Source organism: Listeria rocourtiae FSL F6-920 (genome assembly GCF_000525975.1).
Classification (GTDB): Bacteria; Bacillota; Bacilli; order Lactobacillales; family Listeriaceae; genus Listeria_A; species Listeria_A rocourtiae.
The window spans coordinates 1-19,676 of record NZ_AODK01000001.1; the positions used below are offsets into that span (position 1 = coordinate 1).

The window sequence follows — 19,676 nt, forward strand, 5'->3', positions numbered from 1 at the left end:
CTATGTGGCGTCTACGGGGCGCTCTTCAATGGAAATTTTCGTTAAAGTCATTGCTGAGAATCTAAAAAAAATGGTGAGCGTTATTTAGCAGCTACTTCTTTTTTGACGTTTGTAGCTATTGATGATAATGGGAAAACAGTCGAAGTTCCGACCGTTCAGCCTCAATCAGAGGAAGAGAAGATGATTAGCAGGGACGCGGAGGAGCGAAGTTTGGCTCGTAAAAGGCGTTTAAAACAAAGTCGTGAGCTTGCGGCATCGTTATCCACTGAAATTCCATGGGGGTAAAGAGCAACTAGTTTTGCATGTAGGTATGGCTTATGGTACAATACGGGAGTAATACAATAAAATATAGTTCATCTTCGGGGCAGGGTGTAATTCCCGACCGGTGGTTAAAGTCCACGAACTGTTTCTTTTTTGAGATGGTTGATTTGGTGTAATTCCAAAACCGACAGTATAGTCTGGATGGGAGGAGATGTTGGTTCGCTTGTTTTTTGGCGTCCCTACTTGAAAAATTGACTTGTAATGGTCTGTTTGGATTGGACATTTTTAAACTACTGTTTTTTTGTGGTTTATGAAGTCTTATTTGAATGTACCTAACTTGTTTGGAATTTCACATACCATCCCTCGAATGCTTTTTTCGGGGGATTTTTTTTCGCGTAGTGTACGGTGTGAATAAAGGGAAACCGCAGATTCTTAGGATGAACATCTAAGGAGAAGTGATTTTGGTGAAGAAGTATTCTTTAAAGACATTTGTAAGTATCGCAGTATTGGGGGCGGTGGCGTTTGTCATCATGTTAATCCAGTTCCCATTATTGCCAAGCGCACCATTTTTGAAATTGGATTTCAGTGATATTCCTGCTATTATTGGCGGTTTATTATTTGGGCCGCTAGCAATTATTTTGATTGAATTTGTGAAGAATGTGTTGGAATATTTAGTAACAGGGAGCTTTGTCGGAGTCCCTATTGGAGAGTTGGCGAACTTCTTGTCGGGTATTTGTTTTGTGTTACCAATTTATTATGTTTTCCGCTACGCACGCTCAACAAAAGCGATGATTTTAGGTGCTGGAATTGGAGCGATTACAATGACGGTGATGATGTCGTTGTTCAATTACTTTATCCTTCTGCCGTTTTATATCAAGGTTGGTGGTTTACCTGCTGGAACGAATATTGCAACACTTGTTACAACTGCTATTCTACCGTTTAATTTATTAAAAGGTATTGTTGTTGGAGTAGTATTTACCCTTGTTTACGGCAGAATGCAATCATGGATTTTGAAAAATACGATTGTAAAATTAAAAATAAAAAAAGATAAAAAGCATCACGGTATGGTGTAATGCTTTTCTACGTATAATTATGATTCGAATTTTAGTGGATTGCCTTCAAATGGGTGATCCGCTATTTTTATGGACAGAGAGGGACAGGCCTCTTCGGCGTCTATTGCCGTATTTTCGAATTGTAGGGGAATAGGGTTATTGCCAGTGTTGTCGTCGAGTGTATTGTATGCCAGGCCTTCATCATTGTAGTCGAAAATAGAAGGCGCATGAATGGAACAGGCTCCACAAGCGATACACGTAGATTGGTCGACGATAGTATATTTCATGGGTTTTTGATACCTCCTGAGTTTTGGGCTCATTTTGATATTATAGAACCATTTGCAACTTCTGTAAATAAGGGGGTATAAATTTATTTTGTAAAATAAGGTGTCGAACAGGTGTTTTCGTGTTAGAATAGGTGAAAAGAATGCGGGAAAGGAGCTGATTGGTATGGATGAATTAGATAACTATTTATTGGCAGTTATTGCAGCTTTTCCATTGAAGCGAAAATCGGCTTTTTTGTTTGCTGTGGTAACGGGGAAGCGCACCGGTCAAGCGGTGCAGGATTCACATTTATTTGATGTGACACCATTATTTGGTTGTGTGCCGATGCTTAAACAAACAAACTTCGATGCTAGATTAGAACGGCTGCGAAAAAAAAGGATTGCTTACGATTGCAGAAGATGGCGTTGGATTGCTTAAGGAGGCAGAGATATCATTTAGGACGCGCTTTCCGTATATAGATGGTTTTGCATATCAAAATCGAACGAACTCCTTTTTTGAACGGTTGCTTTTGGTGATTCAGGTTTTGAGTAACTTTAAGCATGGTGTGAAGCATTATTTTCCAATTGTGCGTGATGATGTAGCGCAGTTAGCAGTAAAATATTGGCTAGCTGGGCATTTAACGGAAAGTACAAAAGAGGTAGTGCGTGGTCGTTTTTATTTGGAATTAGAGGAGTGGTTATGTGAAGTGAACGGCGCGCTTTATGTTCCGCGCTTTTCTGGCGGGAATTATATTGGAAAAACAGCACTTCAGGTGGCAGAGGAACTTGGCTGTACGCCTTGGGATTATTATTTTGAATGGCTAAATGGTTTGCATTATTTGTTTGCAAAGATGACGCAGAACTTTCCGCTTTTAGATACACTCATGCCAAATGCTGTGCAAGGTTTGACGAGTTCGGCTCGAAAAACCTGGCAACTTACCGAGCAAGGCGTTTCATTTGAAAAACTGGCGGTAAGGAGGAATTTGAAAGAGAGTACGATTCAAGATCATATTGTTGAAATTGCTGCGACTATACCTGAATTTAGCGTATATTCTTGGGTAGACCGTAGCACAATTACAGCTATTTCAGACCGAAAATGGCAATCATTGAAAGATATAAAACAAGCTTTTCCAACATTAGATTATTTTCAAATTCGATTAGCACTGATTGCTAAAAGGAGCGACATGATATGCAGTTAGAGCGGGAATTAGAACAATTTTTAGGGTTTAGTAATTTTAGAGTTGGTCAGCGAGAGGTTGTAGCCCATGTGTTGGATGGAAATGATTGTTTTGCAATGCTGCCCACAGGAACTGGGAAAACGGTGTGTTATCAATTGTCAGGATATTTACTTGAGGGGGTAGTTTTGATTGTATCGCCGCTTTTGTCGCTAATGCAGGACCAAGTGGAGCGAATGCGTGCGAACGGGGAAAAACGTGTTATTGCACTCAATAGTTTTCTTAGTTTGGAAGAGAAGCAGTGTGCGCTAGCTGATTTGTCGAGGTACAAATTTATTTTTATATCTCCGGAAATGTTGGGGAATAGAAAGATTCGGATGGCAATACAGCGTCTGACTATTGGACTTTTTGTCGTTGATGAAGCGCATTGCATTTCGCAGTGGGGGCATGATTTTAGACCCGATTATTTAGAGCTTGGTGCTGTTCGGGAGGAACTTGGCTCACCGACGACGCTGGTTTTGACAGCGACGGCTACGAAAAAAAGTACGAGCAGACATTAAAACACAATTACGCTTGGCGTCGTGTATCGATGTGATTCACTCTGTAGACCGACCAAACATCGCTATAGTTGTGCAAAAGGTGGAGTCTAAATTTGAGAAACAAACGCAGCTTTTGAAGTTAGCGGGGTCTCTAAAAGGTCCAGGTATCATTTATTTTTCTAGTAAGAGATTGGCAGAACGATATGCTTACGAAATTGCGGAACATCACGGACTGCGTACGGCTTTTTACCACGGGGACATGAGTGGGGAGGATCGGGTAACAATTCAGCAACAATTTATTCAAAATCAGTTGCATCTTATTTGTGCGACGAGTGCATTCGGGATGGGGGTTGATAAAGGGGATGTTCGCTTTATAATTCATTTTCATATGCCGGGTGATTTAGAGGCGTATTTGCAAGAGATTGGGCGTGCAGGAAGAGATGGTGCACCAAGTATTGCGATTTTGCTATACGCAGATGGTGATGAGGCAATTCAGTTGCAATTGCAAGATAGAGATTTGCCGGAAGAAGAATTAGTATATCTTAGCTCTGCATTAACAGAACAATTACCCATAACGGAACGACGATTTTTGGAGTTTTATCGTGAGCTTGGTTTGACGCCTGAAAGAATTAAGGAAAAAATTCAGTTTCGTAAGCGTTGGAAACGTGAAAATCTGTTCACACTTTTGAATTTTATCAAGGGGATTACGTGCCGGCGCCGATTTGTTCATAACTATTTTGAGGAGGTTGCAAAGGACGATATCGTGTCTAAATGTTGTGATATCTGTGGCGTAAATCTTTCTGATTTTGAAGGTGAGAATGAGGCAATAGAAGTACAGCAAGGGTGGCAGGAATATTTGGATTACTTATTGAGATGAGGATAAAATATGGTCGGGAAAATAAAATATATGACAAAAAAAGAAATAACAAGTATTTTTTTATGGCAAAATGGGTTGTTAATTCTACTCGGAATTGGTATTATTTTTATCAGTACTGGTATTTTGAATTGGTTAGGACAAATAAGCTTTGACTGGACTGGAGCTATCTATGGGCTAATTTTAGGGATTGGTTTGGGAAGCTTGAATGTTTGGCTGGATCGCTTATTGCCAGAGCGAGTGACGGATGACGGTGGTTTGAACCAGTTAATCTTTCACAATCGAAAACTGCTGGATATATTTTTGCTATGTTGTCTGATTGGTGTCGCGGAGGAGCTTGTTTTCCGTGGTATAATCCAATTTTATTTTGGTTTTTGGGCGAGTGTTATTTTATTCGTGCTTGTACATTTTCGATATTTAATTAAAGTATATCTGTTGTTCAATGTTATAATAACTAGTATAATTATTGCAGGACTATTTCAATTTAGTAATCAGAATTTAATCGCTGTAATAATCTTTCACATCGTTTTCAATTTTATTGGTGCGTTAGATATGAGAAATAGATATCAGAATAAAGGAGGGGTCGCGCGTGGTTAAGAAAGAAGACGAAAATATGGGTAGAAACGACGATCAAGAGTTTAAGCAATTAGGTGAAGAGTACGATGATGATTATATTGATTCGATTCCATCACGCTCCCAAAGCAGACGTGCTAATAAATCAAAGAAAGCAATTTTCCGCTACCCAATATTGAATTTATTAATTATTTTCTTTTTGCTTATTCCAATTGTGTGCTTAGGTGTGTACCTATTCGTGCTTAATTTTGGCTCTAATAGTGAAGACAAAGTAACAACGGAGAATGCGCAAACTGAGACGACAACGAAACCTAAAGAAGTAAATATTGCAAGTAATGAAGAGAAACTAAAAGAAGCAAGAGAGAAAGCAGCAGCTGATGCTAAGGCAAAAGAAGCGGCTGACAAAAAAGCTGCTTTAGAGAAACAGCAAGCAGAAGAAGCGAAGAAAAAAGAAGAAGAAGCTCAAAAAGCCGCGGCCCAAAAAGCGGAGCAAGATCGTATTGCAGCTGCAAAAGCTGAGGAGACGCGTAAACAAGAAGCGGAGGCCGCAGCTCAAAAAGCAGAGCAAGATCGATTGGCAGCAGAAGCAAGACAAAAAGAAGAGGATGAAGCAGCAAAGGCTGCCGCAGAAGCCAAAGCCTCACATACAGTCGTTGCCGGTGATACGTTATACAAAATTGCACGTCAAGCTTATGGCAATTCGAACGTAGCTGCTAATGTTGCAAAAATTAAGCAAGCAAACGGTATTACAAATGATAATGTACCAATTGGCACAGTGCTTAGGATTCCACAATAAGTTTGTGAAAAAAATAAAGAAAATCGAGAATGACAGAGAACCGTTTTTCTCGATTTTTTTCTGGAAAGTAAGGTGTGTTTGTTGGCAAAAGTAGCTCTAATTACGACTGGTGGAACGATTGCGAGTACGAAAACAGAGTCGGGACGCTTGGCCTCAGGTGAACTCTCAGGACAAGAGCTGGCAGAACTTTGTGAGTTGCCCGCAGAAATTCAGATTGATATTTTTTCGACATTCCAGCTACCATCGATGCATATTACATTTCAAGATTTACTATCACTAAAGAATTTGGTGATGCAGATTTTTGAGGATGATACATATGATGGGGTCGTTGTGACGCATGGAACTGATTCTTTGGAAGAAACGGCTTACTTTTTAGATTTAGTGATTAGTGATGTGAGGCCAGTTGTTGTGACTGGGTCGCAACGGGCACCAGGTGAAGCGGGGTCGGATGCATATATTAATATTCGCCATGCGATTTTTACAGCGAGTGCGGGAGAACTTCGTGACACAGGGACAGTCGTCGTTTTTAATGAACGTATTTTTGCAGCGCGCTATGTTAAAAAAGTACATGCTTCTAATATTCAAGGGTTCGGTGCATTTGGCTTTGGTTACTTAGGAATCATCGATAATGACCAAGTTTTTCTGTACCAAAAGCCAGTAGAGCACGAATCATACTTGATTAAGCGAGCGATGCCTTCTGTCTATATCGTGAAATGTTATTTAGAGGCGGATGGCTTATTTATTGATGCTGCGCGTGAGGCCGGGGCAAATGGCATTGTCTTGGAAGGTGTAGGGCGTGGCCAAGTGGCGCCTAGAATGATGCCTGCTATTGAGCGAGCCCTAGCTGCTGATATTCCAATTGTCATTTCAACGAGTGCGGAAGAAGGAAATGTCTATACGACGTATGATTATGAAGGTAGTACGTATGATCTATATAAAAAGGGAGTCATTCTCGGAAAAGATTACGACAGCAAAAAAGCGCGCATGAAATTGGCAGTCTTAATTGCTGCAGAGGAAGAAATTTGCCAAACCAATTTTAGATGATGAAGGAGTCGACCCATAATAATGAGTAAAAAGATTTGTATCGCGATTGATGGCCCAGCCGCTGCAGGGAAAAGCACAGTGGCAAAAATTGTTGCGAAGGAATTACGCTACATTTATATCGATACCGGAGCGATGTACCGTGCTGTTACTTATGCAGCTATCTCGCAAAACATAGCGCTTGATGACGCTACAACACTGGGCAAAATGTTGGAGGAAACATCCATTCGTTTTGAGCCAGGAGAAGTACAGCAAGTTTTTATCAATGGGGAAAATGTGACGGAAGTTATTCGGTCGTTGGAAGTAACGGCAAATGTATCGGAAGTTGCGGCGCATCCTGTTGTTCGTGAAGAGTTACAGAAGCGTCAGCAAGTGTTTGCGACAGAGGGCGGTATTGTAATGGACGGGCGAGATATCGGCACGGCCGTTTTACCAGGAGCGGAGTTAAAAATATTTTTGCTAGCAAGTGTGAGTGAGCGTGCGGAACGTCGCTATAAAGAAAATGTTGCTAAAGGTTTTCCGAGCGATTTAGAACAATTAAAAAAAGAAATAGAAGAACGCGATTATCTCGATTACACAAGAGAGCACTCACCTTTGCAGAAGGCAGAAGATGCGATTGAACTCGATACAACATCGATGACTATTGCAGAAGTAGCAACGGAAATCCAACGGTTAGCGGAAGAAAAAAATCGCGGAGTAAGTCTATACAATTTTTAGGGAAGTCTAGATTTGCGAATTATTTTCATTTTAGTAAGAAAAATCACGTAAAATCGACTTAAAAAACTTGACAAATGAACGTATTTGTAGGAAGTTAGTAGAGAGAGAATTTATCTCGTTAACAGGATTTTTGTAACCAATGTTAGATTGTATCGTATTCATGGTTATTTTATCGCTTTTTGCGTTTACTTTATTCTTGAAACAGTCAATCTTGGGGAAATCCTAGCTTACGATAAACGTTTTTAGAGGAGGGCTATGCATGTCTGAAGAGTTAAATGATGTAGAAGTTAGAAATTTTGAAGAAGGCGACAAAGTCACAGGTACTGTTACTAGTGTAGAGGATAAACAGGTTTACGTTGGTATTCCTGATTCCAAATTAGATGGTGTTGTCCCAATCAGTGAATTATCTAATGTTCATATTGAGCAAGCATCTGATGTTGCTAGTGTTGGCGATACATTAGATTTAATCGTTTTGAAAGTAGAAGATGATGTATTGGTATTATCTAAACGTAAAGTAGATGCGCTTCAATCTGTCGATGATATTAAAGCAAAATTCGAATCTGGTGAAGTGTTTGAAGCAGTCGTTAATGATGTTGTCAAGGGCGGCTTAGTAGTAGATCTTGGTGTGCGTGCATTCGTTCCAGCATCCCTTGTAGAAGATCACTTTGTGGAGGATTTCGCGCCGTACAAAGATCAAACATTGACGTTTAAAGTCGTGGAATTTGAGCCAGAGAACAATCGTGTGATTTTATCGCATCGTGCTGTTGTTGAAGCTGAGAAATCCGGCAAAAAACAAGAGCGTTTGAATGAAATTAAAGAAGGTGATGTTGTCGAAGGTACAGTGCAACGTTTAACGAGCTTTGGTGCTTTCGTCGATATGAATGGCATTGATGGTTTGGTGCATATTTCTCAGATTTCTTACCAACATATCGCATCACCATCTGATGTTTTAGCAGAAGGACAAACTGTAACTGTTAAAGTTATCGGTGTTGATCCAGCGAACGAGCGTATTTCCCTATCTATCAAAGAAACGCAACCTGGCCCATGGGATGATATCTCTGAAAAAGCGCCAGTAGGTTCTGTTTTGAAAGGAAAAGTAGCGCGCCTTGTAACATTTGGTGCCTTTGTTGAAATTTTCCCAGGTGTCGAAGGATTAGTTCACATTTCACAAATCTCACATCAACACATTGGTACACCTCAAGAAGTGTTAAAAGAGGGTCAGGAAATTGAAGTGAAAGTTCTGGATGTAAATGAAGCAGACAAACGTTTGTCGCTTAGCATTAAAGAGTTGACAGAAGCACCTGCTGAGGTTTCTGATTATGAATTGCCAGAGGAAAACACTGGATTCCAACTTGGTGATTTAATAGGCGATAAACTAAAAGACTTAAAAACAACAGATGATAAATAAGCGATAAAGTATTCATCTTTTTATCCGCTGGGGCGGGAAGCTAGTATCACGTATTGTTTGCGTGCTATGTAGCTCCCCGCTTTTTATTTGTGAAATTTAAGTTGATACTAGTCCTGTTTACTGTTAAACTAAAGAAAGTCTGAAGTAATTTAAAGAAAAAGAAGGTGAAATAATGGTTAAACCAGTAGTAGCAATTGTTGGGCGTCCGAACGTCGGCAAGTCCACTATTTTCAACCGCATCGTTGGGGAACGTGTTTCGATTGTGGAGGATATTCCAGGTGTCACCCGGGACCGGATTTATAATTCGGCTGACTGGCTTGGACGTGATTTTAATATTATTGATACAGGTGGAATTGATTTAGGAGATGAGCCATTTTTAGCGCAAATCAAGGCGCAGGCTGAGATTGCAATTGATGAAGCAGATGTTATTATTTTTATTACAAATGGTCGTGAAGGTGTAACAGATGCCGATGAACAAGTGGCCAAAATTTTATACAGATCAAAAAAACCGATCGTTTTAGCTGTTAATAAGGTCGATAATCCCGAAATGCGTGACCAGATTTATGACTTTTATTCGCTTGGGTTTGGTGAACCATTCCCAATTTCGGGATCACATGGCTTGGGACTTGGCGATTTACTAGATGATGTATTTAAAAAATTCCCAGAACGTGGGGAAGAAGAGTACGATGAAAATGTTATTAAATTCTCTCTTATCGGACGTCCTAATGTAGGTAAATCATCTATCTTGAACGCTTTATTAGGCGAGCAGCGTGTCATTGTTTCTGATGTTGCTGGAACGACACGTGATGCGATTGATACACCGTATGAATTTGATGGACAAGAGTATGTGATGATTGATACGGCTGGTATGCGTAAGCGTGGAAAAGTTTATGAATCAACAGAGAAATATAGCGTGTTGCGAGCGATGCGAGCGATTGAGCGAAGCGATGTAGTTTTAGTCGTGCTAAATGCTGAAGAAGGAATTCGTGAGCAAGATAAACGAATTGCTGGCTACGCACATGAAGCGGGGCGCGGAATTTTAATCGTTGTAAATAAATGGGATGCAATTGAAAAAGATGAAAAAACGATGAATGCATTTATTGAAGATATTCGAGAACAATTCGTATTTCTATCTTATGCGCCGATTGTTTTTGTATCAGCTGTAACGAAGCAACGCTTGACTAACTTATTCCCAATGATTAATGACATTAGTAATAATCATTCCTTACGCGTACAATCAAGTCTTTTGAACGATGTTATCATGGATGCTGTAGCGATGAATCCATCACCAATGGACAAAGGTAAACGCTTGAAAATTTACTACACGACGCAGGTTGCGATACGACCACCAACATTTGTAGTCTTTGTAAATGAACCAGAAATGATGCACTTCTCTTACGAACGATTCCTAGAAAATCGAATTCGTGAAGCTTTTCCGTTTGATGGCACGCCAATACGCTTAATAGCACGCCAAAGAAAGTAAAGGAGAGAATTTAATGACGAAAAAACAAAAGATTGCTGTTCTCGGTGCGGGAAGCTGGGGGACTGGTTTGGCACTGGTTTTGATTGAAAATGGGCATGATGTTGTTATTTGGGGAAATCACTCGGAAGTGGTTGAAGAACTGAATACGAAGCATACCAATCAACATTATCTTCCTGATATGACGCTTTCACCAAGCATGCGAGCGACTCTCGTATTGGAAGAAGCATTAGAAGGTGCGGAAATGATTGTTATTGCTATTCCAACGAGCGCCATGAGGATTGTTTGTAGTCAGCTAAATAACGCCTTAAAAGAGCCAAAGCTGCTTGTGCACGTGAGTAAGGGGATTGAGCCTGATACGAATTTGCGAATGACGCAGGTGATTGAAGAGGAAATTGATTCTGAAAAACGTTCTGCAGTCGTTGTTTTATCAGGACCAAGCCATGCTGAAGAAGTTGTACGCCATCATCCAACAACGCTTTGCGCGAGCTGTAAAGATTTAGCCGCGGCAGAGTTTGTACAAGATGCTTTTTTAAATAATAATTTGCGAATTTATACGAATGAAGACGTGATAGGTGCTGAAATTGGGGGAGCTTTGAAAAATATTATCGCATTAGGTGCTGGTATTACAGATGGTCTTGGTTATGGCGATAACGCTAAAGCAGCGTTAATGACGCGTGGCATGGCTGAGATTACAAGGCTTGGTGTGACGGCGGGTGCAGATCCGCAAACGTTTTATGGCTTGACTGGTATTGGTGATTTAATCGTAACATGTACGAGCGTGCATTCGAGAAATTGGCGTGCTGGGAATATGCTTGGAAAAGGCAAGAGCTTAGAAAGCGTTCTTGAAAACATGGGAATGGTGGTTGAAGGTGTGCGCACAGCTAAAGCAGTTCATCAGTGGGCGCAAAAACTGGAAATCGATATGCCGATTACGGAGGCTATTTACCAAGTATTATTTGAAAATCAAAATCCTCAACTTGCAGTAGACCGTCTCATGGGACGTAATCGTAAGCTTGAAAAAGAAGAATATTGATGAAGAAACCTCTTGCAAATTTTTTTGTGAGGGGTTTTGTGCTAGTATAGAGGTATAGCTATGGATTTGGAGGGATAAATATGATTCAAACACAAAGAACGGGAAACCAGTTGTCGCTTACGTGGTCGCAAGGAGATATCCCGGTTGGTTCAACAATTTTTCAAAGCCGCTCATCAGAGATTGGCGCATCAAAAAAACAGTTGCTAGTAGTAGATAAGGAAACGCACCTTTTACTTTTGAACGAGGATTTACCAGTTTTCTTCATCATTCAAAAACCAGATGGAGTAAGCGAAATTGTTGGTGAACGAATAATACCATTTGAGGGTTGTTTTAATTTTCGAGATCTTGGAGGCTACGTGAATATGGCTGGAAAAAGAGTGAAATGGGGCAAATTATACCGATCTTCACTCCTTTCTAATCTGACAACTAAGGATCACGACACGTTAGAGACGATGGGCATAAAATGGATTTGTGATTTGCGCAGTACTGCTGAGATTGCTGCCAAACCATCGCCAATATTTCCAACTATCAAAAATCGTCATATTCCAATTGGCACAGCTAAAAATGAAACTAGTGAGACACAAAAAATGGAAATTCCTGATGATCCTCGTGTGTATGAGCCGCTAATGGGGGAAAGCTATCGCGTTTTTGTACAGTCAAAGGATGGATTCCGTGAAATTCTTGAATACATTATTGATAAAGCAGATTTGCCGTTTCTATTTCACTGTACGGCTGGAAAAGACCGGACAGGCGTTTTAGGGGCACTTTTATTAAAATTGCTAGATGTACCAGAAAAAACAATTTTAGCTGATTACGAGCTTACAAATAAATATGCGGATGCTATTCTAGGTGAGATGCAAGGATTGATTGAAGTTTTTTCAGGAAATACACAAAAAATCGAGCTAGAGCATTTTCGACCAATGGCAGAGGCGAGGCCAGGTTATTTAGAAATTGCTTTTGATGAAATGCGAAAGGAATACGGTTCGGTGGACGCTTATTTAGAAAAGGGTATCGGGATTAGCACGACTAAAAAAAGCAAAATTCCAGTCTATGATGTTAGAAGGAGAGTAGTAGTTGAAACCTAGAGTTGTCAGGCAAAGGCGCGGATTTTAGCTCTTTTTTTTAAGGAATTTGAACTATTTTTCCTATTTGGCGTGTTTTTACTTGCTATTATAGGTCTCTCGCGTTAGTATTATGCTTAACAGCTTGATACAATCACGTTTTCGAACTAGGACTAGGAAGGCAAGCGACATTTTTCTTTGTAAAAAAGAAAGCTGCTCTCTTCTAAATCCTTGCAGTTGTAGGGATAATGTGATAATCTTTTATCAGAATCACTGAAACGGCGATAAAGCGCCATTCCAGCCGAAATTCTTCTTAGAATTTCCATAGAAGTTTAGCTTATTTTGGAAAATGAATAATACAAGTGTTAAGTAAGACCTGCTCATTTGGTATTATTCTCTTAAGGAGGTGAAAAACAATGGCAAACAAAACTGATTTAGTAAATAGCGTAGCAGAACTTGCAGATCTTTCTAAAAAAAGACGCTGCTAAAGCTGTAGAAGCTGTTTTTGAAACTATCCAAACTTCTTTATCTAAAGGTGAAAAAGTTCAATTAATCGGATTTGGTAACTTTGAAGTTCGTGAACGTGCTGCCCGTAAAGGACGCAACCCACGTACGAAGGAAGAGATTGATATTCCTGCAAGCAAAGTTCCTGCATTCAAACCAGGTAAAGCGCTTAAAGAAGCTGTTAAATAATTACATACACTTTTTAAGCACAAAAAAAAGGAGTTCCTCGGAATTCCTTTTTTTGTTATCTAAAATTAAGTTTCATCATTCACAAATATAGTTCTGCATTATGAATGGCTAAAAATGAGTCTCTGAGGTATCAGAATGTATCTTTTAATCACGAGTTTGCCACCGATTTATCAGTGCTAATCGCAAGTCTGTAAGTGATTAACGTTTACCTAGTTTGCTTGCTATGTTAAAATAACGAGGTAGATAATGACGTGTTTATAAAGGGGATTTATTATGGAACAAATAGATAAACAAAAGATTGCAGATGCAGTCAAAATGATTTTAGAGGCAGTTGGGGAGAACCCAGAACGCGAAGGATTACTAGATACACCGATGCGTGTCGCTAGAATGTATGAAGAGGTATTTTCAGGATTAAAAAAAAGATCCTTCCATTCATTTTAATACGGTGTTTGAAGAACAGCACGAAGAATTAGTTTTGGTAAAAGATATTCGTTTTTCATCGATGTGTGAGCATCATTTGGTGCCATTTTTTGGTGTCGCGCATGTCGCGTATTTACCACAGAATGGGAGAGTAGCTGGGCTTAGTAAATTAGCGCGCGTTGTGGATGATGTGAGTAAGCGCCCACAGCTGCAGGAACGTATCACAACAACAGTTGCAGAAATAATGATGGATAAATTAAAACCGCTGGGAGTCATGGTTATATTGGAAGCAGAGCACATGTGTATGACTATTCGTGGTGTCAATAAACCTGGTGCTAGAACGGTGACAAGTGCGGTTCGCGGAGCTTTTAGAAATGATGATAAGTTGCGTAGTGAAATCATGGCATTAATTAAGAACTGATTCGTGCTAGCCAAAGCTGATAGCGATTTTTGTGGGTAGTATGGTATAATTTATGATACAGGCTAAACGAGATTTGAAGGGGATTTTGTAAATGAGTTATCAAGGTGGTGTAGCGCAATTAAAACAAGTGGAGGCGCTTGTTTTAGATCAGACAGCATATCGGTTTTTAGGTGATAATTTTGCTGGGCCGAAGATGGATAAGGATCAGATGTTGTGGCTACATGAGGCGATTAAAGGAACTAATCTAGATGATAAGGTGGCTCACCAAGTGATCGGTGCCACACTATATGTGATTTTAGCTCACGATACGCATGATGGAATTGACGAACCGAGCGATGCTATACAGAAAACGTTACAAGAAAGGCAGTTAACAGTTCTTGCTGGCGATTTTTATAGTAGTTTGTATTACAGAGCATTATCTGAGTTAGGAATGATTGATTTGCTTGCGGCTTTGCAGAGCGGTGTTCAGCAGACAAACGAAGCGAAAGCGAATCTGTACCAACTGCATATTACTGGTGATGAGGATTATTTGACGCATTTAATCATGTCTAAAGCGGCAATTTTCTCAAGATTTGCGGCGTACTTTGATTGTGATGAAGCGTTTATATGTGTTGGAGCACGTGCTATTTTATTGACGCATCTTTTAGCAGAACGCAAAAATTGGCTGTTTAGCAATCATTCATTATTTCAGGCAGCCTACGAACATGGGTATATGGCTCTAAATGTGCAGGCTGATTTTGCGGTGTGGTTAGATGATTTGATTGTAACAGTAAAGGCTGAAATCAAAGCAAATATGGGCGGGTTAGCGATTTCTGAAATGATGGAAAAGCGTTTGAAGGAGCTACTCGGACAATAGAGGAGAAATGATGATATGGTAGAAACGAAGGAAGAGAAAGTGCATAACGTGTTTGAAAAAATTTCTCCTAGCTATGATCGAATGAATAGTTTGATTAGTTTTCAATTGCACGCGAGATGGCGTCAAAAAACGATGGAATTTATGCGTGTGAAGTCTGGTTCTTCGGCACTTGATGTTTGCTGTGGTACAGCGGATTGGACGTTGGCGATGGCTGAGGCTGTCGGTGTGGAAGGTTCGGTTATTGGATTGGACTTCAGTGAGAACATGTTAGCGGTTGGTCAAGAGAAAGTGGTGGCATCCCCGTATTCTAATATTACCTTGATGCATGGAAATGCGATGGAATTGCCATTTGCAGATAATTCATTTGATTATGTAACGATTGGTTTTGGACTTCGCAATGTGCCGGATTATATGACCGTCTTACGTGAAATGTATCGCGTGTTGAAACCAGGTGGCTTATTGACGTGCCTTGATACATCGACGCCAACGATTCCAGGCTATAATCAGCTGTTTTTCTTCTATTTCCGTCATATGATGCCTTTGATGGGGAAACTATTTGCCAAAAGTTATGATGAATATGCATGGTTAGAAGAGTCCACACGAAATTTCCCAGGTATGAAAAAGTTAGCGAACATGTTTCAAGAAGCTGGATTTAATCATGTTCGTTACGTTCCTCATAGCGGTGGGGCGAGCGCAACGCATTTTGGGTACAAAAAGAAAGAGCAATAGGTGGGGCAGATGAAACTTAATTTTCTATATTCTAATATTCAAGCGGATGTTGCGGCTATTGAAGAAGAACTACGCGTAGCCGTTGCATCTGAACAGGCACCTTTAATTGAGGAGGCTGCTTTACAACTTCTAAACGCTGGAGGGAAGCGGATTAGACCGATTTTCGTCTGTCTCACAGCGCGACTTGGCCAGTTTGAATGGAATCTGGTGGAGCAGGCGGCCGTGGCGGTAGAGTTAATACATATGGCATCCATTGTGCATGATGATGTAGTGGATGATGCGGATGTGAGGCGTGGTCGACCAACAATCAAGGCAAAGTGGGGGAATCACGTTGCGATGTATACCGGCGATTTTTTGTTCGCAAAATCGTTAGAGTATATGACTAAAATCTCAAACATAGAGGCACATCAAGTTCTTTCAAGTGTAACAGTGGAACTTGCTGTTGGTGAGATTGAGCAATTACGTGCGAAATATAATTTTAATCAAAATGTGCGGACATATTTGCGTCGAATTAAACGTAAGACTGCTCTTTTAATTGCAGCAAGTTGCCAGCTTGGCGGTATTGTGGCACGGTTAGAACCGAAATGGCATCGAAAGTTGTTCTTGTTTGGCTATTACGTCGGGATGTCGTTCCAAATTACGGATGACATTCTTGATTTTACTGGAACAGAAAAATCGCTTGGTAAGCCAGCTGGTGAGGATTTACGGCAAGGCAATATCACACTACCTGTTTTTTTCGCGATGGAAGATCAGGCTTTTGCCGTAAAATTACGTGAAATTACGGAAGATACGACAAAGGATGAGATGCGAGTTTTTATTGAGGAAATTAAAGCATCTGGGGCAATTAAAAAATCAGAGGCTATTGCTGAAAACTATCTGCAGAAGGCGATTGCTATTTTGGCGGAGTTTCCGCCTTCGAAAGAATTGAAACCGTTGAAGCAGATTGTGCAGTTTTTAGATAAGAGAAAGTATTAGGAGGTATGGAGATGGAGAGAACGTATTTGATGGTAAAACCGGATGGTGTCCAGCGTTGCTTGATTGGTGAAGTGATAGCGCGCTTGGAGAAAAAAGGTCTCAAATTGGTCGGCGCAAAGTTGATGCGTATAGGTGAGGATTTAGCGAAGCAACACTATGCGGAACATGTCGGTAAGCCTTTCTTTCCAGATCTTTTAGATTTCATTACTTCGGGACCGGTTTTTGCGATGGTTTGGGAGGGCGACGAAGCAGTTGCGATTGCTCGATTGATGATGGGAACAACGAATCCACTTGACGCTCACCAAGGAACTATTCGTGGAGATTTTGCAGTGCATATGAATCGAAATGTGATTCACGGTTCAGACTCAGTAGAAAGTGCCACGCGTGAGATTGGGTTGTTTTTTGGAGCAAATGAGTTGCTTTCGTACGATAGAGCAATCGATGTATGGCTATAGAAATCAAGCGGAGGCGTTTGTATTTGGAGTGTGGTGTGAAGACCGGAATACCGGAAGTTCGCAAAGCTTCTGAGTGCGAACGCTTCTCCTATGTCCAATTAGCTGTTTACGTAGAAGATAAATTATGATATGATAACACACATACACTTTAAAGCGCTAAAATAATAACTGCTTATTTTTGAAATAAAGGAATATAAAATAGAGAGGAAGTAGAGAAAATGAGATATTTAACAGCGGGTGAATCGCACGGACCTGGACTTACGACGATTATTGAGGGGTTGCCAGCGGGTATGCCTCTTTTGGCCGAAGATATTAATAAGGACTTAACGAGACGTCAAGGTGGACATGGACGTGGAGCGCGGATGCGAATTGAGACGGATCGTGCACAGATTTCAGCAGGCGTTCGTCATGGAAAAACGTTAGGATCTCCTGTCGCCATTTTTGTAGAGAATAAAGATTGGAAAAAATGGGAAACTGTAATGAGTATTGAACCGGTACCAGCGGAAAAAGAAGCGTCACGCAAAGTTTCTCGACCACGTCCAGGACATGCGGATTTGGTTGGTGGGATGAAATATGGTCACCGAGATATGCGCAATGTATTAGAGCGATCTTCGGCACGTGAGACAACGGTACGAGTTGCAGCAGGAGCGATTGCGCGGAAATTATTGCGTGAACTAGGTATTGAAGTGGCTGGGCATGTGTTAGAGATAGGTGGAGTGCGTTCGGAATTGACGCGTGATTATTCGGTTAAGGAGATTCAAGAGATTTCAGAGGCATCTTCTGTGCGTTGTTTAGATACGGCAAAAGAGGAAGAAATGAAGCAAAAAAATCGATGAAGCGAAGAAAAATGGCGATACGATTGGTGGTATTGTGGAAGTTGTCGTTGGTGGGGTGCCTGCTGGACTTGGTAGTTATGTACAATGGGATCACAAATTGGACGCGAAAATTGCACAGGCTATCGTGAGTATTAATGCATTTAAAGGTGCAGAGTTTGGTGTTGGTTTTGAAGCGGCGCGTAAACCGGGGAGCGAGGTCATGGATGAGATTTTATGGTCTGAGGAAGATGGTTATACGAGGCGTACGAATAATCTTGGTGGTTTTGAAGGCGGGATGACGAATGGGATGCCGATTGTAGTTCGGGGCGTCATGAAGCCAATTCCAACGCTTTACAAACCATTGCAAAGCGTGGACATTGATTCGAAAGAAGTATTTAACGCAAGTGTGGAGCGTTCGGATAGTTGTGCGGTTCCTGCTGCTAGCGTTGTCGCAGAAGCTGTTGTGGCATGGGAAGTAGCGCAAGCGATTTTGGAGAAATTTGATAGTGATCGTTTTGATGTACTACGAGCGCATGTGGAAGAGCACCGCGCGATGACAAGGGAGTTTTAAAAAATGGCAGAAATCACGGTGACGACAAAGGATAAGGTGTACTCGGTCTATATTAGTCAGAATGCACTAAGCGAGCGAGCAGAGCGTTTGGTTTCAGAACTGAGCCGTTTTTCGCACGTATTTGTGATGACGGATGCGAATGTTGCCGAAGCTCATATGGCAAAAATGAACGATTTGCTCGCTCCGCTTGAAAAAGTTACTTATTATGTGGCGCCTGCGGGTGAGGGTGCGAAGACGTTTTCCGTGTACGAGGATGCGATGACAAAGGCGATTGAAATTGGACTAGATCGCAAATCAGTCTTACTTGCTTTTGGTGGTGGCGTGATTGGTGATTTAGGCGGATTTGTTGCAGCAACTTATATGCGCGGTATTGCATTTTATCAAATTCCGACGACAGTTTTGGCGCATGATAGTGCAGTAGGCGGAAAAGTAGCGATTAATCACCCGCTAGGTAAAAATATGGTTGGAAATTTTTATCAACCAGAGGCAGTGATTTATGATACATCTTTACTCGAAACCCTTTCGGAACGGGAGATGCGATCTGGCTTTGCCGAATTGGTGAAGCATGCATTGATTCAAGATCCGGCGCTGCTGGCGGAATTGATGGCAGCATACAAAACATCAAATGATTTGTATACTGTGGATTTGACGAATTATTTGGCACGAGGCATCGAGATTAAGTCCGAAATTGTGTCACAGGATGAGACGGAGCAAGGGATTCGCGCGTATTTGAACTTTGGTCATACGATGGGACATGCAATTGAGGCTTACGGTGAATTTGGTAAATGGCTTCACGGAGAATCGATTATGTTCGGAATGGTTTATGCACTGGATATGAGTGAACAGGTAATGGGTCTTTCTTTTGATAAAGAGGCATTACTTACATGGCTTACAGGACTGGGTTATGATGTGCGAATGCCTGCGAATCTTGATTTTGCTGTATTGCTAGAAAATATGAAACATGATAAGAAAACGACATTCAATGAGATAACAATGATACTGCTTGAGGAAATTGGCAAGCCGAAAATTCAAAAAGTATCGGATGCTGTGATTGAAGAAACATTCAGACGTGTGAGTCAGGAGGAACAGGAATGATCAGAGGTATTAGAGGGGCAACAACGGTGGTGGAGAATACGCCGGAAGCTATTTATGAAGCGACGGTTGCATTATTCCAAGCTATCGTGACAGAGAATAATTTGACACCAGATGTGATTTCGTCTGTTTTGACGTCGGTAACGAGCGATTTAAATGCGGCGTTTCCTGCAAAACCGATTCGTGAGCTGGCTGGCTTTCAGTTTGTACCTGTGATGGGTGTGATGGAAATTCCGGTAACAGGGGCACTAGCAATGTGCATCCGTTTGATGGTAAACGCAGAGGTTGGCGAAGTTGTACAAAAAGATGTGGTGCACGTATATCTAGAAGGCGCCAAGGTTTTACGGCCAGATTTGGCGCAGTAGGAGGAAAT

Annotated in this window: 17 protein-coding genes, 6 pseudogenes and 1 riboswitch; of the genes and pseudogenes, 22 read left to right on the top strand and 1 reads right to left on the bottom strand. The window is 41.0% G+C overall.

All coding sequences use genetic code 11. The annotated features are described in order from the left end of the window. Both PROCOU_RS00005 and PROCOU_RS00010 read left to right on the top strand, forming a co-directional pair. Positions 1-285, top strand: a pseudogene (locus PROCOU_RS00005) (acyl-CoA thioesterase); the annotation flags it as partial. 66 nt (positions 286-351) lie between these two features. Then, a riboswitch (FMN riboswitch) is annotated at positions 352-478 on the top strand. Between the two features lie 247 nt (positions 479-725). Continuing rightward, positions 726-1,334, top strand: coding sequence for an ECF transporter S component (locus PROCOU_RS00010; protein ID WP_036068913.1), 609 nt, complete (start codon positions 726-728; stop codon positions 1,332-1,334). Positions 1,335-1,351: 17 nt separating this feature from the next. On the opposite strand, the gene PROCOU_RS00015 is transcribed toward PROCOU_RS00010, so the two are convergent. Beyond that, positions 1,352-1,600 (bottom strand): ferredoxin, encoded by a 249-nt coding sequence (locus tag PROCOU_RS00015; RefSeq protein ID WP_036068878.1) that lies wholly within the window; start codon positions 1,598-1,600, stop codon positions 1,352-1,354. A 163-nt stretch (positions 1,601-1,763) separates the two neighbouring features. On the opposite strand from PROCOU_RS00015, the gene PROCOU_RS16185 reads away from it, so the two are divergent. The 20 genes and pseudogenes from PROCOU_RS16185 (at position 1,764) to aroH (ending at position 19,668) form a co-directional block, all read left to right on the top strand. Then, complete coding sequence (locus tag PROCOU_RS16185) at positions 1,764-2,015, top strand: hypothetical protein (protein ID WP_051993962.1); 252 nt, start codon at positions 1,764-1,766, stop codon at positions 2,013-2,015. Next, the gene (locus tag PROCOU_RS00020; protein WP_149023593.1) at positions 1,978-2,775 is read left to right on the top strand and encodes a helix-turn-helix domain-containing protein; all 798 of its coding nucleotides are present in this window, start codon (positions 1,978-1,980) and stop codon (positions 2,773-2,775) included. Before PROCOU_RS16185 ends, PROCOU_RS00020 begins: the two co-directional genes overlap by 38 nt. Then, positions 2,766-4,167 (top strand): annotated as a pseudogene (locus PROCOU_RS19140) (RecQ family ATP-dependent DNA helicase). Before PROCOU_RS00020 ends, PROCOU_RS19140 begins: the two are co-directional and overlap by 10 nt. Positions 4,168-4,176: 9 nt before the next feature. Beyond that, positions 4,177-4,761 carry a CPBP family intramembrane glutamic endopeptidase gene (locus tag PROCOU_RS00030; protein WP_036068879.1) on the top strand — a complete coding sequence of 195 codons (585 nt, stop codon included), beginning with the start codon at positions 4,177-4,179 and terminating at the stop codon, positions 4,759-4,761. Positions 4,762-4,777: 16 nt separating this feature from the next. Beyond that, entirely contained in the window at positions 4,778-5,533 is a 756-nt protein-coding gene (locus tag PROCOU_RS00035) for a LysM peptidoglycan-binding domain-containing protein (RefSeq protein WP_036068914.1), read from the top strand. A gap of 81 nt (positions 5,534-5,614) precedes the next feature. After that, complete coding sequence (locus PROCOU_RS00040) at positions 5,615-6,577, top strand: asparaginase (protein ID WP_036068880.1); 963 nt, start codon at positions 5,615-5,617, stop codon at positions 6,575-6,577. Between the two features lie 21 nt (positions 6,578-6,598). Then, a complete protein-coding gene (gene cmk / locus PROCOU_RS00045; RefSeq protein WP_036068882.1) occupies positions 6,599-7,291 on the top strand; it encodes a (d)CMP kinase in 693 nt (230 codons plus the stop codon). A gap of 259 nt (positions 7,292-7,550) precedes the next feature. Then, positions 7,551-8,699 (top strand): 30S ribosomal protein S1, encoded by a 1,149-nt coding sequence (rpsA, locus tag PROCOU_RS00050; protein WP_036068883.1) that lies wholly within the window; start codon positions 7,551-7,553, stop codon positions 8,697-8,699. Between the two features lie 172 nt (positions 8,700-8,871). Beyond that, positions 8,872-10,182, top strand: coding sequence for a ribosome biogenesis GTPase Der (der, locus tag PROCOU_RS00055; protein WP_036068885.1), 1,311 nt, complete (start codon positions 8,872-8,874; stop codon positions 10,180-10,182). A gap of 13 nt (positions 10,183-10,195) precedes the next feature. After that, complete coding sequence (locus PROCOU_RS00060; protein ID WP_036068887.1) at positions 10,196-11,215, top strand: NAD(P)H-dependent glycerol-3-phosphate dehydrogenase; 1,020 nt, start codon at positions 10,196-10,198, stop codon at positions 11,213-11,215. 83 nt (positions 11,216-11,298) lie between these two features. Continuing rightward, positions 11,299-12,286 (top strand): annotated as a pseudogene (locus tag PROCOU_RS00065) (tyrosine-protein phosphatase). Positions 12,287-12,692: 406 nt separating this feature from the next. Then, positions 12,693-12,969: pseudogene (locus PROCOU_RS00070) on the top strand (HU family DNA-binding protein). Positions 12,970-13,242: 273 nt separating this feature from the next. After that, a pseudogene (folE, locus tag PROCOU_RS00075) lies at positions 13,243-13,810 on the top strand (GTP cyclohydrolase I FolE). Positions 13,811-13,901: 91 nt separating this feature from the next. After that, a complete protein-coding gene (locus tag PROCOU_RS00080) occupies positions 13,902-14,666 on the top strand; it encodes a heptaprenyl diphosphate synthase component 1 (protein WP_036068888.1) in 765 nt (254 codons plus the stop codon). Positions 14,667-14,681: 15 nt separating this feature from the next. After that, positions 14,682-15,395, top strand: coding sequence for a demethylmenaquinone methyltransferase (locus tag PROCOU_RS00085; RefSeq protein ID WP_036068889.1), 714 nt, complete (start codon positions 14,682-14,684; stop codon positions 15,393-15,395). Between the two features lie 9 nt (positions 15,396-15,404). Beyond that, positions 15,405-16,370: a heptaprenyl diphosphate synthase component II gene (gene hepT, locus PROCOU_RS00090; RefSeq protein ID WP_036068890.1), complete on the top strand. Its 966-nt coding sequence runs from the start codon at positions 15,405-15,407 to the stop codon at positions 16,368-16,370. Positions 16,371-16,381: 11 nt separating this feature from the next. Continuing rightward, a complete protein-coding gene (ndk, locus tag PROCOU_RS00095) occupies positions 16,382-16,825 on the top strand; it encodes a nucleoside-diphosphate kinase (protein WP_036068891.1) in 444 nt (147 codons plus the stop codon). Between the two features lie 218 nt (positions 16,826-17,043). Further along, positions 17,044-18,211: pseudogene (gene aroC, locus PROCOU_RS00100) on the top strand (chorismate synthase). Positions 18,212-18,214: 3 nt separating this feature from the next. Then, complete coding sequence (gene aroB, locus PROCOU_RS00105) at positions 18,215-19,306, top strand: 3-dehydroquinate synthase (protein ID WP_036068892.1); 1,092 nt, start codon at positions 18,215-18,217, stop codon at positions 19,304-19,306. Beyond that, on the top strand, positions 19,306-19,668 hold the full coding sequence (aroH, locus tag PROCOU_RS00110; RefSeq protein WP_036068917.1) for a chorismate mutase: 363 nt from the start codon (positions 19,306-19,308) through the stop codon (positions 19,666-19,668). The genes aroB and aroH overlap by 1 nt, the downstream gene beginning before the upstream one ends. The last annotated feature ends 8 nt before the right edge of the window (positions 19,669-19,676 follow it).